The 15,680-nt window shown below is 40.1% G+C and carries 11 protein-coding genes; 1 reads left to right on the top strand and 10 read right to left on the bottom strand.

What is annotated here, in order from left to right; translation table 11 throughout:
- The 4 genes from DES35_RS01875 to DES35_RS01860 are packed head-to-tail and all read right to left on the bottom strand — an operon-like array spanning window position 1 to window position 3,158.
- A complete protein-coding gene (locus DES35_RS01875; RefSeq protein ID WP_125039370.1) occupies window positions 1–1,008 on the bottom strand; it encodes an isochorismate synthase in 1,008 nt (335 codons plus the stop codon).
- An 11-nt stretch (window positions 1,009–1,019) separates the two neighbouring features.
- The gene (locus tag DES35_RS01870; RefSeq protein ID WP_037360823.1) at window positions 1,020–1,799 is read right to left on the bottom strand and encodes an enoyl-CoA hydratase-related protein; all 780 of its coding nucleotides are present in this window, start codon (window positions 1,797–1,799) and stop codon (window positions 1,020–1,022) included.
- 20 nt (window positions 1,800–1,819) lie between these two features.
- Window positions 1,820–2,698 (bottom strand): ACP S-malonyltransferase, encoded by an 879-nt coding sequence (fabD, locus tag DES35_RS01865; RefSeq protein ID WP_114365642.1) that lies wholly within the window; start codon window positions 2,696–2,698, stop codon window positions 1,820–1,822.
- A 46-nt stretch (window positions 2,699–2,744) separates the two neighbouring features.
- Window positions 2,745–3,158, bottom strand: coding sequence for a 6-pyruvoyl trahydropterin synthase family protein (locus DES35_RS01860; RefSeq protein WP_114365641.1), 414 nt, complete (start codon window positions 3,156–3,158; stop codon window positions 2,745–2,747).
- A 178-nt stretch (window positions 3,159–3,336) separates the two neighbouring features.
- Here DES35_RS01860 and DES35_RS01855 point away from each other — a divergent pair, with 178 nt between their 5' ends.
- A complete protein-coding gene (locus tag DES35_RS01855; RefSeq protein WP_244906312.1) occupies window positions 3,337–4,800 on the top strand; it encodes a PhoH family protein in 1,464 nt (487 codons plus the stop codon).
- Between the two features lie 252 nt (window positions 4,801–5,052).
- On the opposite strand, the gene tnpA is transcribed toward DES35_RS01855, so the two are convergent.
- From tnpA to DES35_RS01825, 6 genes are all read right to left on the bottom strand, one after another.
- Complete coding sequence (gene tnpA, locus DES35_RS01850; RefSeq protein ID WP_114365640.1) at window positions 5,053–5,427, bottom strand: IS200/IS605 family transposase; 375 nt, start codon at window positions 5,425–5,427, stop codon at window positions 5,053–5,055.
- Window positions 5,428–5,773: 346 nt separating this feature from the next.
- Window positions 5,774–8,641, bottom strand: a complete 2,868-nt coding sequence (locus tag DES35_RS01845) for a type III restriction-modification system endonuclease (protein WP_244906311.1) — start codon at window positions 8,639–8,641, stop codon at window positions 5,774–5,776.
- A complete protein-coding gene (locus DES35_RS01840) occupies window positions 8,638–10,125 on the bottom strand; it encodes a Fic family protein (protein WP_114365638.1) in 1,488 nt (495 codons plus the stop codon). Before DES35_RS01840 ends, DES35_RS01845 begins: the two co-directional genes overlap by 4 nt.
- Window positions 10,126–10,181: 56 nt before the next feature.
- Complete coding sequence (locus DES35_RS01835; protein ID WP_114365637.1) at window positions 10,182–10,556, bottom strand: four helix bundle protein; 375 nt, start codon at window positions 10,554–10,556, stop codon at window positions 10,182–10,184.
- Between the two features lie 30 nt (window positions 10,557–10,586).
- The gene (locus tag DES35_RS01830; protein ID WP_114365636.1) at window positions 10,587–12,665 is read right to left on the bottom strand and encodes a site-specific DNA-methyltransferase; all 2,079 of its coding nucleotides are present in this window, start codon (window positions 12,663–12,665) and stop codon (window positions 10,587–10,589) included.
- A gap of 609 nt (window positions 12,666–13,274) precedes the next feature.
- Window positions 13,275–15,638: an alpha-amylase family glycosyl hydrolase gene (locus DES35_RS01825; protein ID WP_114365635.1), complete on the bottom strand. Its 2,364-nt coding sequence runs from the start codon at window positions 15,636–15,638 to the stop codon at window positions 13,275–13,277.
- Window positions 15,639–15,680: the final 42 nt, after the last annotated feature.

Below are 15,680 nucleotides of genomic sequence, written 5' to 3'. Positions count from 1 at the left end.
TCATCTCAATACGCTAAGCAGCGTCTGCATTTTGATTTCTGTTTCTCTCCACTCGCTTTCGGCTATTGAATCAGCCGTAATCCCAGCACCCGTATAGAGCACTACTCCATCGTAAAACACCTCCATGCTTCTCAGATTCACAAAAAAATCAGCCCTGTCAAAATTCCAGAATCCAAAAAACCCGGTGTAGTATCTTCGGTCATATCCCTCATGGCTCAGGATAAACTCTTTGGCCTTTTGATGGTGATGACCTGAAACTGCCGGCGTCGGGTGCAGCCTTTGCGCGAGCGACAGCAGATCGATGTATTCTGTAGAAACTGCTTGTATATCTGTTTTCAAATGCTTTACCGGCCCGGCATGTACTTCATAGGGCCCGGTAACCGATATCTGATGGGTGTGCAGCTCTTCGCGAAACACATCCGCAATATAATCCGTGACGATCTTTTGCTCCAGCAGTTCTTTTTGCCCCCAGGGCGACGGATCCAATTCATACTTGGTACCAGCCAGACTCATACTTTTTACCTGCAGTTTATCGCCCGAAAGCAGCAATTCCGGAGTTGCACCAATCCAGCAGCCGGTTTTTTTCGTGTAAAGAAGAAAAACCATCGCATTGGGATATCGGCGGCACAGCTCTTTGAAAACATCTGAGATCTGAAGGTGGTCAATATAAACCGGTGACTTTCTCGAAAGTACTACTTTGGTGAAAATCGACTGATCAAAACGGCTTTTGGCTTTTTCTACCAGCTTTGTAAACCACTCCTTGCTCTTAGCTTCAAATGGTGGAATACCCACAAGATTCTTACGTACTTCCCTATCGACGTAACTCCAGTTGACCTCTCTTAAAATTTCTTTTACCGCATATAGATGCAGGAATTGAGACGTATCAAAACCTGCAACTACAAAAATCGGTACCTCGGGCGTTGGTCTGCTGTATTCCACCGCACGGCTCAAAGTGGCCATCTCGGCATATTGAAAGCCTGGATATCTGAAGATGACAAAATCGGACACAGAATACAAGATTACTTTCCGGTAAACTCTGGTTTCCTCTTTTCCAGAAAAGCTTTGACGCCTTCCTGATAATCGAGTGAATTGCCTGCCTGTGTCTGCAACTCGTCTTCCAGATGGAGCTGTGTCACCAGGTCGTTGGAAAAGGATTTGTTTAAAGCTTTTTTAGTAAGTGCCAGCGCCTTAGTAGGCATCTGTGACAGGGTTTGAGCTATGGCCAGGCTTTCTTTTTCAAATACTTCGTCGTCCAGTACCTTATAAATCATACCCAAGGCCGAAGCTTCATCGGCACTAACTCTGTCCCCGAGCATCATCAGGGCGGAAGCCTTGCCAAAGCCGATCAGCCGCGGAAGTGTGTAAGTGCCCCCACTGTCAGGGATCAATCCAATCTTACTAAACGCCTGAATGAAACTGGCTGACCTCGCTGCCACTACTACGTCGCCGGCCAGGGCAATGTTGGCCCCGGCTCCGGCAGCCACCCCATTCACGGCCATTACGATAGGTTTCGGACAGCGCCTTATTTTCAAGATGATAGGATTGTAATGCTCGCTTACTATCCTGGATAATTCCGGTCCGTTTGGATCTACGGCCTCAGCCAAATCCTGACCGGCACAGAAGGCCCTCCCCCTACCCGACACATACACAGCCCGAATGTTGTCATCTTCAGACGCCCTATCCAATTCCGCCTGAAAGGCAAGAGCCATTTCTCTCACAAAGGCATTGTACTTGTCCGGTCGATTGAAGTAGATGTTCAACACCTGATTTTGCAGCTCACTTTGAATAAAATCAGACATACCACAAAGTTTTAGTTGAGTTATTGCACACCTTCAACAGATACTTCAGGTGCTATTTTTTTTACCAGACCCTGAAGCACTTTTCCCGGACCTACCTCCACAAAAGCAGTTGCTCCGTCGGCCACCATGTTGCGTACGGTTTGCGTCCAGCGCACCGGACCGGTAAGTTGGTCGATCAGGTTTCGCTTGATTTCCTCTACATCCGTGTGCGGCTGAGCTGTCACATTCTGATAAATCGGACAGATAGGCCTGTTAAAATGGGTGCTTTCAATGGCCTTTGCCAACTCTTCAGCAGCCGGCTGCATCAGCGGTGAATGAAAGGCTCCTCCCACAGGCAGCGGCAGAGCCCTCTTGGCACCGGCAGCTTTCAGAGCTTCACAGGCTTGCTGCACAGCCACCTTTTCGCCAGATATCACCAACTGACCCGGACAATTGTAGTTGGCAGCCACCACAATCCCCTCTACACCTGCACAAATCTGCTCTACCTGCTCATCGTCCAGCCCCAGCACAGCCGCCATGGTAGATGGTACGGCATCGCAGGCCTTTTGCATGGCCATAGCTCGCGCATATACCAGCTTCAATCCATCTTCAAACCGCAAAGCCCGGGCAGCCACCAGGGCAGAAAATTCGCCCAGCGAATGCCCGGCAACCATATCCGGCGCAAAATCCTCCATCGTCAGTGCCAGAATCACACTGTGAAGAAATACGGCCGGCTGAGTTACCCGCGTTTGTTTCAGCTCATCATCGCTTCCATCAAACATGATGTCTGAAATCCTGAATCCAAGTATCTCATTGGCCTGCTCAAAAAGATTCATCGCATCCTGATGGCTGTGGTACAACGAATGCCCCATGCCCGAAAACTGCGACCCCTGACCCGGGAATACGTACGCTTTTTTCATACAGTGAATTTTCAATCTCTATGGTAAGGCCGCTAAAATAAATCAATTATTCCCCGTAATACTCCACCGCATTGTTTTCCGTTTCATCCAGCCGCACGCAGTGCAGTTTGGCACCCCGTTCAGCAATCAGCGGCTCCAGAATTTTCCAAATCTCCATGGCAATCACCTCCGTACTGCACATCTTGCCCCTCAGAAAATCCACATCCAGATTCAGATTTTTGTGGTCCAGTTTGTCCGTTACATGTTCACGGATGATGTGCTTCAGCTCCGTAAGATTCATCACAAAACCTGTGTCCGGATTAATCCCCCCCTTCACCGTCACCGTAAGCGTAAAATTATGGCCATGGAAATTCCGGTTGGCACACTTGCCAAAAACTTCATCATTTTTCTCTTCACTCCACGAAGGATTGTAAAGCTGATGAGCTGCACTGAACCGCTCTTTTCGCTGTATGTATATCATCGATCTGTATCTATCGCCCTGTTAGACGTGGCAAAGGTATGAGTCCGATGCCTTATCCCTCACTGTCGGCGATCCGCAAAGCCCACCCTTCAGCCTATCGGCCCATGCGGCACCTGAGCTGCCTCTGAAACTGTAAAATCCTCAAAACCTGCATTGCAATGGTCTCTGCCCAACTCATGTGAATAATTTGTTTAAAAACCCAAACCACTCCATACCCACCCTTCAGCCATTAAAAAATACCTTAGCAAAAGCAAACTCCACCTCTATGCCCCAAACCGCCAAATCAACCGCCAGGCGCTCCACAGCTTCCAAAAGGAAAATCTTCGTACTCGACACCTCCGTCATCCTTTACGACCACAACTCCATCCAAAACTTCCAGGAACACGACGTAGCCATCCCCATCACCGTGCTCGAAGAGCTCGACGAATTCAAAAAAGGCAACGACACCAAAAACTACGAAGCCCGCGAATTCATCCGCTACCTCGACCGCAAGGCCAAAGACAAAAGCCTCACCGAATGGATCTCCCTCAACGGCGGACGCAAAGGCAACTTTAAAGTCATCATGAATGCCATAGGAGGCGAAATCGACGCCACCCGCGTGTACATGGGCAACAAAATGGACCACCAAATCCTCAATGCCTGCCTCAACCTCATGCGCGAAGAACCCAACCGACCCGTCATCCTCGTTACCAAAGACATCAACCTCCGCCTCAAAGCCAAAGCACTCGGCGTAGAAGCACAAGACTACGAAACCGGAAAAATCAAAGACCTCGACACCCTCTACACCGGAAAAGCCGAAATCGACAACTTCCCCCCGGACATCATCGACACCCTTTACCAACAAGGAAGCACCGAACTGGAAAAAATCCAAAAACGCCGAAAAACCTTCAAACCAGAAGCCAACCAATTCTTCATCCTACGCTCGAGCCGAAACACCGCCCTGGCCTTCTACAACAGCCAAACCACCCACCTCGAACACGTAGCCAAACACACCGTCTACGGCATCAAACCCCGCAACGCCGAACAAACCTTCGCCCTTCACGCCCTGCTCAACCCCTCCATCCCCCTGGTCGCCATCTCCGGCGTAGCCGGCACCGGCAAGACCCTCCTCGCCCTGGCAGCCGCCCTCGAACAACGACGCGATTACAAGCAAATCTACCTCGCACGCCCCATCGTACCCCTCTCCAACAAAGACATCGGATACCTCCCCGGCGACATGAAAGCCAAAATCAACCCCTACATGCAACCCCTCTGGGACAACCTCAAATTCATCAAAAACCAGTGGGACGAAAAAGACAAAGAAGCCAAAACCATCGACGAAATGGTCGAAAACGAAAAAATCCTCATCACACCCCTCGCTTACATTCGCGGTCGCAGCCTCTCCAACATCTTCTTCATCGTCGACGAAGCCCAAAACCTCACCCCTCACGAAGTCAAAACCATCATCACCCGCGCTGGCGACCACACCAAAATCGTATTCACCGGCGATATCTACCAAATCGATACCCCCTACCTCGACGAACAATCCAACGGCCTCTCCTACATGATTCACAAACTCCGCGGCCAAAAACTCTTCTCCCACATCGCCCTCGAAAAAGGCGAACGTTCCGAACTGGCCAATCTCGCCAACGAGCTCCTCTGATTTTTTTCAGGGCGCATCCCGTGCCCTCCTTAAGGGCACGGGACCGGGCTATCCGCTCATACTCCCCTCCCCCCGCCCTCATCCCTAACGATTTTAATCGTTGATCACACAAAAACATCGCCACATATACCCAACGATTTTAATCGTTAGTCACACATAAAAATCATCGCCAGCCCCAATCAACTATTCCTTATCTCTCAACAGAAAGCTTTTTTATTCTGTCCAATGCATCACACACCTGTTGAAACGATTTCACCTGTGATGCTGCTTTTGGTTTTTTATGTACTGATACACACTTTCAACGACTGATTCCGATACCGAATAAGCCGCATATCCAGTCTGCCATGCAAATCGCCCGTCAATTAAATTCTTTTTGTTGATGTAATATGAACTGCTACCTTTAATTTGTTTGATAACTTCTGCAATTGATTTCTGAGGATTTAACAAAAACAAACAATGAACATGATCTGACATGCCATTGATGATTCTAACCGGACATCCCAATTCGCGAAACTGCTCTGATAAATTCTGATAGACTTCCTTCTCAACAGTAGAATCAATCAAAGGCAACCTCTCTTTCGTCGACCAAATGGCATGTATCCATATTCTGTTAAATGAATGCGGCATATCAATGTATTTCTAAAACCATTAATTCTCTTTACGTATACATATCTCAAACCCATCAAACATCCATCCCATTTTAACCAACAGTTAATACCGTTGTCTATCATTAAAACATTAGCCCAATGATAAAAATTTTTTTTGACTCATCCCCCACATACCCAACGATTTTAATCGTTGGTCACAAAAAAACACCGCCCCTCATACCCAACGATTTTAATCGTTGGCCTGACACCAACCTTAAAAGCCAGCTTACTTTAAATGCATAATTTTTTCAAATTTGAAAGACTTACCAGCTGCATTGCAAATTTTCTCTTATCAGTGAAAATCAATATTGTAGCGTTGTAGTATATTATTTTTTTATTTCTTTAATTATTTTTAACAAATCATCATTTTTCAATTGTGTTTTGAAATGAATTTTCACGTTTTCACCGAAAAACTTTTCAGCATGTTTTAGTTTAATTTTTTCTTCTTCACGAAGTTCTTTTTTGTCTTCAACATTTTTAGTTTCAATGATAAGATGTAATTTTTTATTACCATCCTTACTTTCCAAAACAAAAGCAAAATCAGGTGTGTAACTTTTACCTCCTGCAACTGGAATTTTAATTGAATTTTTCGGAATTTTAGTAAATACTACTACTTCTTTTATATTTGTTGTAATATTTATTTTTTCCAATTCTGAATCATAATAAGCTTGTTCAAAAAGGTAATTGGAAGCAACAGATTCATCCGAAAATAAAATACCAATATCCGAGGCTGAAATTTCGGTAAGCACTTTACCATTATTGTCAGTAATTTTTGTTGGATGAATAGTATTAGTAGTCTTTTTGTATTCTATTGTGTATTTCTCAATTGCTTGTGCCATTAAAAAATTATCAAAGTTCTGTTTTATTATTCTCAAAATTTTCTGATTAAGATATTTATTGATATCTATTTCTGCTTCTTTAATAGAATGATGTAAAGTTGCAATATTAACGTTTATAATTTTTGAAAGTTCTTTCAAAAAATCACTGTATTTAATTGTTGAAACACTTTCAATATTTCGATTATAAATTGATTCTGGATCCTTGACAATAGCTTTTTCGTCTTCAAATTCTACTCTTGCGACTCTTTCGTTTATACTTTCAGAAGAAAATTTATCTTTTTCTTCTTTAAAAAAATCGGAAAGTAAATTTTTAAAACTTGCTTCATTATCAAATTTATATTCCAGAATCACTTTTTCATTGAGTTTTTCCCATAGTTCTTTTAGTTCTTGATATTTTTCTGTTCTTATTGTAACTTTCTTTTTAGGATCAGTTGTTTTTCGAATTTTATTTGAGTTAACACCCTCAAATATCAATGGATAGTTTTTTTTAATATAATCAAATCCTCCTGGTTTAAATGAATTGGTTCTGGTAATCACATTATTTTCATCCAATACATGTAAAAGTTCATCTTCAGTGGTTTTATATACCTCACAAATCTTTTTAATCATTTGTTCAGATAACTTTTCTGGAACCTGTTCGATAGAAATTGCTCCAGATTTTTCATTGATCTCATTTACTAATTTATCGACAAAATCACCTTCGGTAAAATCTACAAAATAGTGTAAGTAAAATTCTTCGTCTTTTACACGGTTTCCGTATTCATTTACAGGCAAACGGAGTCCTCTTCCCACTTCCTGCAATTTTGAGATTTCGCTGCCACTGTTTCTAAGTTTACAAATTTGGAACACATTTGGATTGTCCCATCCTTTCCGTAGTGTCCATTTGGAAAATATAAAACGTCTGGGATTATTTAAATCGAGCAATGCTTGTTTATCGTGCAAAATTTCGTTTATCTCTTTTTCAATGGCTTCATCTTTCTCTGTATTATCTTTTGAAAAATATCCTGCATGTGTTGCCGAAAGGTCAAGCAATGTCTTTTCAAGATAGACTTTGTAAAAAGCATCATTTTCTGTTTTAAGCAATTCTTCTACTTCGGCTTTGATGTATTGCTCAACTGTTTTTCGGATATATCCATCTTTATTTCGATATTCATCAATGTTGTCAATAAAGAAAAGAGTCAGAGGTTTTATTTTTACTTCTCTTGTTAAGAGCTCTTTTTCTATTTTAAAATGATTTTGTAAGGCTCGTTGAATCATTATTTCTTGTAATTTTTCTGCATAAGAATAGGGATTGATTTTATCGCCTTTTTTTAGCTCTAATCCATTGGACAAAACAACTGTACTTTTATTCAAATTTTCAATAAATAAATCGGTCATTTCGGGGTGAACTTTTTTAAGACTTTCTTTTTTTGATACTTTTACGGCTTTTGACCTATTGTTCTCAATTAATTCAAAACTTGCTTCTATGCCATCTGAGTCTATAAATTTAATTATTGTATTTTTTCCGCTTTCAAACTCGGTAATATGTCCAATTACACCTTTGACAAGATTTTTATTGAAGGCATCAACTGCTGTGAGCGTATAAATAAGATTTTCGTATTTTTGAAAGGTAGCTCCATATCTCAATATAAACTGAGGTTCCATTTTTTGAATATTTTCCCAGGTTTTATTGTCTTTTCCAAAGCGATGTGGTTCATCAACTATCATAAAAGGGCGAGTGGCTGCCAAAGCATCAAAAGGTACGGTATATCTATCAAACAAACTTTTATCAAAGCTTTTTTGCATAGTTTCTGAGTTAATCATACCGGAATTGATAATCATTACTTGTATGCTGTTTTTTTCGTAACTCCCCGCATTCACAAAACTGCTTACCGACGGGGGCAGATAGTTTCTTTTACTCTTACTGCTTTTTTGGCTTTCTACTATGTGTAAATGTAATATCTTGCCATACTGCTCTTTAAAGTGCTCAACACAGTTTTCTGATTTTAAAAAACTAATGGTACCGGCTTTGATTGATAAAGTAGGAACTACTACAATAAATTTAAAAATACCAAGGTTTTTATTAAGTTCAAAAATGGTTTTGGTGTACGTATAGGTCTTTCCCGTACCGGTTTCCATCATTATGTCTATGATATTGCTTTTCTTAAAATCCTCTTTGATATCATTATTACTTTGAATTTGCTTAATGTTATTTTTGTATTGAATATCATTTTCCCATATAATTGATGGATTGATATAATTTTTATCTACATCGGATGGCTGATGGATTTGTAAATTTTCAAAAACAGCAATCGTGCTTTCTACTGCTCGTTTTTGATGTGGTAAATCTTTTTCAAAATGAAAACCTTTCATCATAATTTTGTCTGCTTTTTTAGTTGTTTTTGCAACTGTTTTCCTTTTTCTGTAAGGCGGTATTTTTGTTTTGGATCATTTGGTTTATCTGGAATAGTCATTTCTATTAAATCATTTTTCAATGCTGGATAAAGATAATTTTCTCTAAATGTTTGATTGTGTTTCATACTAAGTATAGTCATTAATTCTTGTCTTGTATATTCTCTATCTATTGCTAATAATAAATTTTTAACTTGGTCGGTAACTTGGTCGATAACTCGGTCGGTAACTCGGTCGGTAACTTGCGAGGTAACTTGCGGGGTATCATGGGGGGTATCTTGCGGGGTAACTTGCTCGGTAACTTGGTCGGTATCATGCTCGGTAACCTGAGCGGCACTTTCTTCATTTTTAAGGTATTCTAGCACTTCTTTGTCAGCATAAAAGATGCTCCTGGTGAAATTATCAGTAAATTTAAAAGAATCTCTGCCATAAAACTGTAGTATCCGTGGTAGTCCAGATCCCAATTGTTCTACCAGTTCGAGATCTTTAAAAATTCGCATCAACTCTTTGTTTCGCGGTACTGAAACGCCTTCGAAAAATTCTTCAACAGACAAAAAATCGGGTAAAGAGCCGGCAGAGGTAATCTCAATTCTGTCGTCAAAAATTTCAAACTTAGGCGGGACTTCTCTCGTATAATCATTATGCACAATGGCATTGATGATGGCTTCCCTTAAGGCTACCGGCTGCCATAACCGTTTTTCAATTCTTTCCTTTGGAGTAATTCGGGCATACACTCTGTTTTCTATGTTTATTTTATCCAGCACATTTTTTGTTGCTTTGATGAGTGAGCAGTATCCAAGTTCGGTATTTTCAATCAGGTTAACCCTATCTTTCCCTGCATATTTTGCAACTTTAATGGATGTTCCATTTTCATCGGCAAGCAGATAGGCAACATAATTCAGATACCCATCTTCGGTAAGCAATTCAAGGTTTTTCTTAAATTGTTTATTTAATGGTTTGCCTTTTTCTTCGTAATAGATTCGAAGTTGTTCAAAGGTGAGGTCCTGCCTTGGCGATTTTATTTTCCCTATGGAATTTCTTATTCTTTTGGCAAAGAGTTCATCAATTATTTTTTGTGGCATGGGTTCAGAGGCAGTTCCTACCCGTATAAAGCAACCCTTTTCGGTCATACCATATTTTTTCTTAAAATATGGCTTTTCTGTTCCACTTGCCACAATGATTTTAATCACGGGTTTATTTTCTCTGGTTTCCTCAACTACATCAAAAAGTCCCAAGGCAGATGGTTGTATGTTGTTTTTTATGCGATCTTTTATTTTGAGGATGATTTTATCCGTGTTAGATACACCTACTACTTTGCCAGAATCGTCAATTCCAATGTAAATAAAGCCACCTTCGCGATAGTTGAGAAAGGCTACCACTTCTTTTTCGATATCGAGGTCATCGGAATATAATTTTTTGTATTCTATACGTGATGATTCCTTTTTCATTTTAATACCATCAACTGATTTTTTGTTGACATAATTTAAATTTTCTCAAAGTTCATTCAAATTTTACTTTTGTTTTTAATTTTTAATGTTGAATTTTGAGTTGTTTTTACAATACTTGTTAGTATTTTTATTAACTCTTCGCAATCTTTAATAAAAGGTTTAAAATCAAAATTTACCAAATTACTTTTTTCTAACAGCTGTAACCAATATAAACATTCCCTAGCCTCTTTACTTGCTATTGCCATTTTATTTGAAAAATCTGCTTTACTAACTCCCGCCAATGCCTCACTAATATTTGCACCTATGCTAGTGCCACTTCTCAATAGTTGTTTAGACAAAATAAACTCTTTCTGAGCTTGCAGAATTTTGTACAATTCTATTATGCTCAGGGCAAAATCAAAACTTTTATTTTTAACAACACTTTCTTTCATAACTCAAAACTCATAACTCAAAACTAAAAACTAATACCTTATAATGAACTCTATATCAATATGCTTTTTGTTGGCATAGTTTTTTACATTCTCACTCAGTTCCCTGAGGCGCGCACTTTCAAAATGATATCCAAAGGCAATGATGCTTTTGGGCTCGAAGTGTCTGTCGCTGTCAATCTTTTCTAAGAGGGCTTTGAGGGTATTGGTTGTAAATCCTTTGTGCATAAGATAAAGTTTGCCATTGCCGTAATAGGCTGTGTAGCTATCCAGGGTAATGGTTTCTAAATCCTCTGTCAAGGGCATACCGTCGTAGGTTTTCCAGGTTATGAGAAGAGCTTTTAGATCGTCTTCAGTAAGTTTGCCGGTGTCAAAAAGTGTTTGAGAGCTATCAAAAGTTTCGGCTTCAAAATTGTAATCTTCCCATATAGGCATGGTTTCAAAAACCTTGAATCCCAGATCTTGATTGTTTAGAGCATCAATCTCTTGTTTCAGGATAGCTATTTTTTCATCTCTCTCTTCTAAGTTTAATTCACTCTGTAATTGTTGCAGTTCTTTTTCTTTTTCGGCAATATTTTTATCAATGGTTTCGGTTTTGATTTTCTTTGCAGCGCGGATCAGGCGTTCTTTGCAAATCTCAAAAATCGTTGGCTCAGCTTTGAGTTCGTCTTTGACAAAATCGTAAGCCGTTTGGTTTTTCTTGGGGTCAATAGGTTCGGGGAGTTGTACAAGGATGTATTTACGGTTGCCGCCATCCTCGGCATTGAGTTGCATTACCGCATCGCCTGTGGTGCCGGAGCCTGCGAAGAAGTCGAGGACAGTTAAAGTGTCGTTATCTATTGTTCTAATTAAATATTTAATTAAACCAATAGGTTTGGGATTAGTAAAATATGTATTACCATCAAATAATTTAGAAAAATCGTTATTCCCCTGCTGATTGATAGGTTCTGTAATTAAATTAGTAAATGCTCTGCCCGATCTAACACGCGGTTTCCCTTCATTATCTACCTTCTCATAAACTTTATATTTTATTGTATATTTTGAGCCAGAGCTTTTTTCTGATTTAACGAATTCTATAAATTTATTTTCAATTCCCCATTTTATTTTTTCTTTATTCCATTTCCATATCCATCCATCATTTTTAAACTCTGAACGACCATTAGGAAAAATTAAACTACCATCAGGAGCCTCAATACCAAAATTCATAGAATCTGAATATTGTAAACCACCTCTGTCAAGAGTATCCAAATAATATTTACCTCGTTCTTCAATAAATTCATCTGATAATTTATACCTTTTTTTATTTACAGACCTTTCATCTCGCCCCCAAATGTCTTTTTCAATGGTGTAATGTTTGTTTTTTGCATATAACAAAATACTTTCTGTTATAACTGCTATATCTTTAGCATCATTTGCACCTGTTTTTTTACGCCAATCAAATTTCGCAACAAAATTCTCCTCCCCAAACACCTCATCCATCAAAAGCCTGAGTTGTGCTACCTCATTGTCATCAATGGAGACAAAGATTACCCCATCCTCTCGTAAGAGCTGTTTAGCAATGTAAAGTCGGGGATACATAAAGGTAAGCCAGGCACTGTGGCTGTTACTTTTACTCTGGGTAAAGTCTAAAATTCGTTTGGCTCTTTCTTTGTCTATGCCTAAAAGTTCCTGCAATTGTTCTACCGTGTATTTTCGGTCATCGTTATACACAAAGCCATCATTTCCGGTATTGTAGGGCGGGTCTATGTAGATCATCTTTACTTTTTCGTAGTAGGCGTTGGCAAGGTGTTTTAAGACCTCAAGGTTGTCGCCCTTTATAAGTAAATTCTGTGAATTGACATTTTCTGGCTTTTGATTGTGTGTTTCATCGGCTTTGAGTAGGGTTGTTGCAGGGTCGCTTGCTAAAAGCCGTGCATAGCTTTTGCCCAGCCAATCGAGCCCGTAGCTTTCTTTTTCAAAACTGAGCTCTATATTTTGGGATTCTAATTCTTTTTGAAATTTTACAAAGTCGAACTTGCCATTTTTATCAAAGTAATGAGAAAAGTGAGTTTTTAATAGTTCTAAATCTTTGTTTTTAATCTGAATGTTTTTTGTAATATATTGTATATTCATTGCTTATGATTTTTTAAATTTTATTGATGTCGATATTTAATTGGATTATTTATCTCCCAAAATTTTTCTAATTTGATATTTTAATGATAGTTTCATAAATAAATATTTAACCTTGCCTGGGACTCTAAAAGAGCATTGCGCCTTAATGTATATTGAGTCATGGAATAAAATTAGGATTCAATCAGGTGTTCACGCAAAAATATGAAAATTTATGTTTTAAGAATACAATCAGAAAAGTAAGTGCATAAAGATCAAATAAAATTAAACCAGTGAAAAGACAACTTTTTGTGATTTCATTATTAATTTATCGGGAATTTTTAGAATAGTTTACTTTCAATTTGAGCTTGAATTTTTTGAATTCATTTATGTTGAAATCAATTAAAAGGAAACTTTAGCAAATTTGATATAGATAAAAAATAATATGTGACATCTATACGTATACTATCCCAAAAAGTGTATAAATAAATAGAAGATATCACAATAATAAAATTCTTTATCTAAACGGATGAAAGTTACACAAAAGTGAAGTAAACTACACCCCGCCATTTAAAGAATCAGTAAAGGATAATAAATCAAATGTATAGCGGTAATTTAGATGTTATTATTAGCTCAATTTACTAGAACTGCATCCGAATTTTCAATCAGTGCAAAAGTGTAAGGCTCCAATTTGTCAGTATGCAGAGAATTAGAATAAAGTATGCGCCCACTACCGATGGATTTTTCCTCAGCTGTGTTGTTGATATACACTGAGATTTTTTTGCCCAGATAATTTCGTTCTATCACGAGCAAATCATCTGCAGTATAAACCTTTGTAGTGCCATATATAAGAGGTAAAAGTTTTTTGCGAAGTGCTATCAGATTTTGCGAGGTCTTAAAGGTGTTTTTTTCATCGCTATCCCAATCATCAAACTTCATCATTCTTCTGTTGTCAGGGTCATTGGCGCCGGGCATGCCGATTTCATCCCCATAATATATAATCGGAATTCCGGGCATGGCCATGGTAAATGCCATTAAAAGTTGTAGTTTTTTATAGGCAATTTCTTTTGGTTTGCCTATTATACGGGTGTATCCTGCCAGTTTTGTATCTTCATCAAATCGCACATCGCCGGATGCAAGGGATATAAATCGGGGCCTGTCCTGATTTCCGGTGATGTTGCCCATCAGATGGTGCATACCATAGGTTTTCAGACTGGTGTTCAGGGTAGTAAGTAGTTTTTGTAAGTCAGCCTCTTGGCCTGTGGCAAAGTACCGGATGGAAGCGTCATAGAGGTTGAAATCAAACTGAGCATCGAGCATGCCGGAGGAGATGTAAGAGGCGATTAGCTCCGGGCTTCCGTACGTTTCGCCGATTTGGTAGATTTTATCGCCTTGCTGTTTGACTCTTTCGAGCGTTTTGATTTTTTTGGTCAATGTCCGCCAGTAGAGCTCGTCGATGTGTTTGGTGGCATCGTGCCTGAATCCGTCGAAACCATAGTCCTTTACCCACACCAGGGCCGAGTCTGTCATGGGCTCTACGATTTCTGGCCGGGTCAGGTCTAAAGTAGGTAAGAAAACGTCGAACCAGGTCGTGAGCCGGTAGTCGTCCCACCGCTCGGTATTTAAGCTCCCATCGGGCAGGTAGAGAGAAGTAGCCCAGTCCGGGTTTTGTTGGTAGATGGGATGTTCCTGGTGCACGTGGTTGGCTACATAGTCCAGCACAAAGCGATACCCCCTTTTATGTCCCTCGTTTAGAAGAGCATTAAGTTCCTCTGCAGTGCCAAAGCGATGGTCAACACGGACATTGGACACAGGCCAATAGCCGTGATATCCTGAAAATTTCGTTTTTACACCCCCTTTATCCCATAGGCCATACGCCCCTGCAGGATTTTGAGTGATGGGCGATAGCCATATAGCATTTACTCCGAGGCTATCGAAGTAGCCATCTGCTATTTTCCGTCGAATGCCTTCCAAATCACCCCCCATATAGTTAGCTATGGGTAGAACCTCTGGATCCTCCACTTTCTGATCGTTGGAGGGATTTCCATTAAAAAACCGATCAACCATTAAAAAGTACCAAATACTGGCATGCCAATCGTTTTTGGTCAGCTGACCGTAATGGCTCACCGGATTGCCTTCTGCCAACGGAATCCAGATTTCATTATTTCTGCACCCTTCTGAAAAAGAATAAACCCGGAGCCAGGAGCGGGGAAAACTAACAGAAGCCAACGGGAAAACTATGTCCACATGCTCCGGGTATTTTTTTATAAATTGTTCTGGTATTTTTTGATTGTTAAAAAATGCGATTACCTTCTGACCTTCCCGAAGACTGCGAATAGTTATTTTTCCTTTGTTGTAGCCCACAGCCTCTACCCAACTGCAGCTATCGGCAAGGTCGGATCTGATGTCCAGCACCGAGTTAAAACCGCCCATTCCATTGCTGACCGTATCGGGGTTTTCGGGGTCTATCATTTCCCGGCCATCCACTACCAGCACATATTCATATTTTCCGGGATCTGCCACGATGGTTGTTTGATAGTTTCCATCTACCAGCTCAAAGGGATTGGCAAGAGTATTCCAACTGTTGAAGGTGCCCTTGATGGCTATGGACCTTTTGAATTGTATCGATGGAGGCAGCACATAGGTGAGCTTTACCTTATCGGACCTGAAAATGGGTATATCAAACTTGCCTTTTTCAGTGAAAAACTCGGCTACACCAATGGCTTCCTTTAGATTGCCAAACAAATGCAATTCCCTGTTCTCTTTCTGAAACAACTGACCAAGTGGAGCAGGTACCCTAACAGAATCCACTTCAATCAAAGGGAAGTAATCGTCTATGTAAACCAGTGTGGTATCAATATTCAGCCTGATGGGAGTAAACGGATAAATGAAGGCTTGCTCTCGCGATGCTTCGAAATCATCGAATTGGCGGCTGCAGGAAAGAGAAATCACAGCAATCCATACAATCCAGTAGCGCTTACAGGTGGTTTTAAGCATCGTATTTGGTAAAAAACGCAACAAATATAGGCGATAAGTGTA

It is taken from the genome of Schleiferia thermophila (genome assembly GCF_003337435.1).
GTDB classification, from domain to species: Bacteria; Bacteroidota; Bacteroidia; order Flavobacteriales; family Schleiferiaceae; genus Schleiferia; species Schleiferia thermophila.
This window is presented reverse-complemented; position numbering and strand designations above follow the sequence as displayed.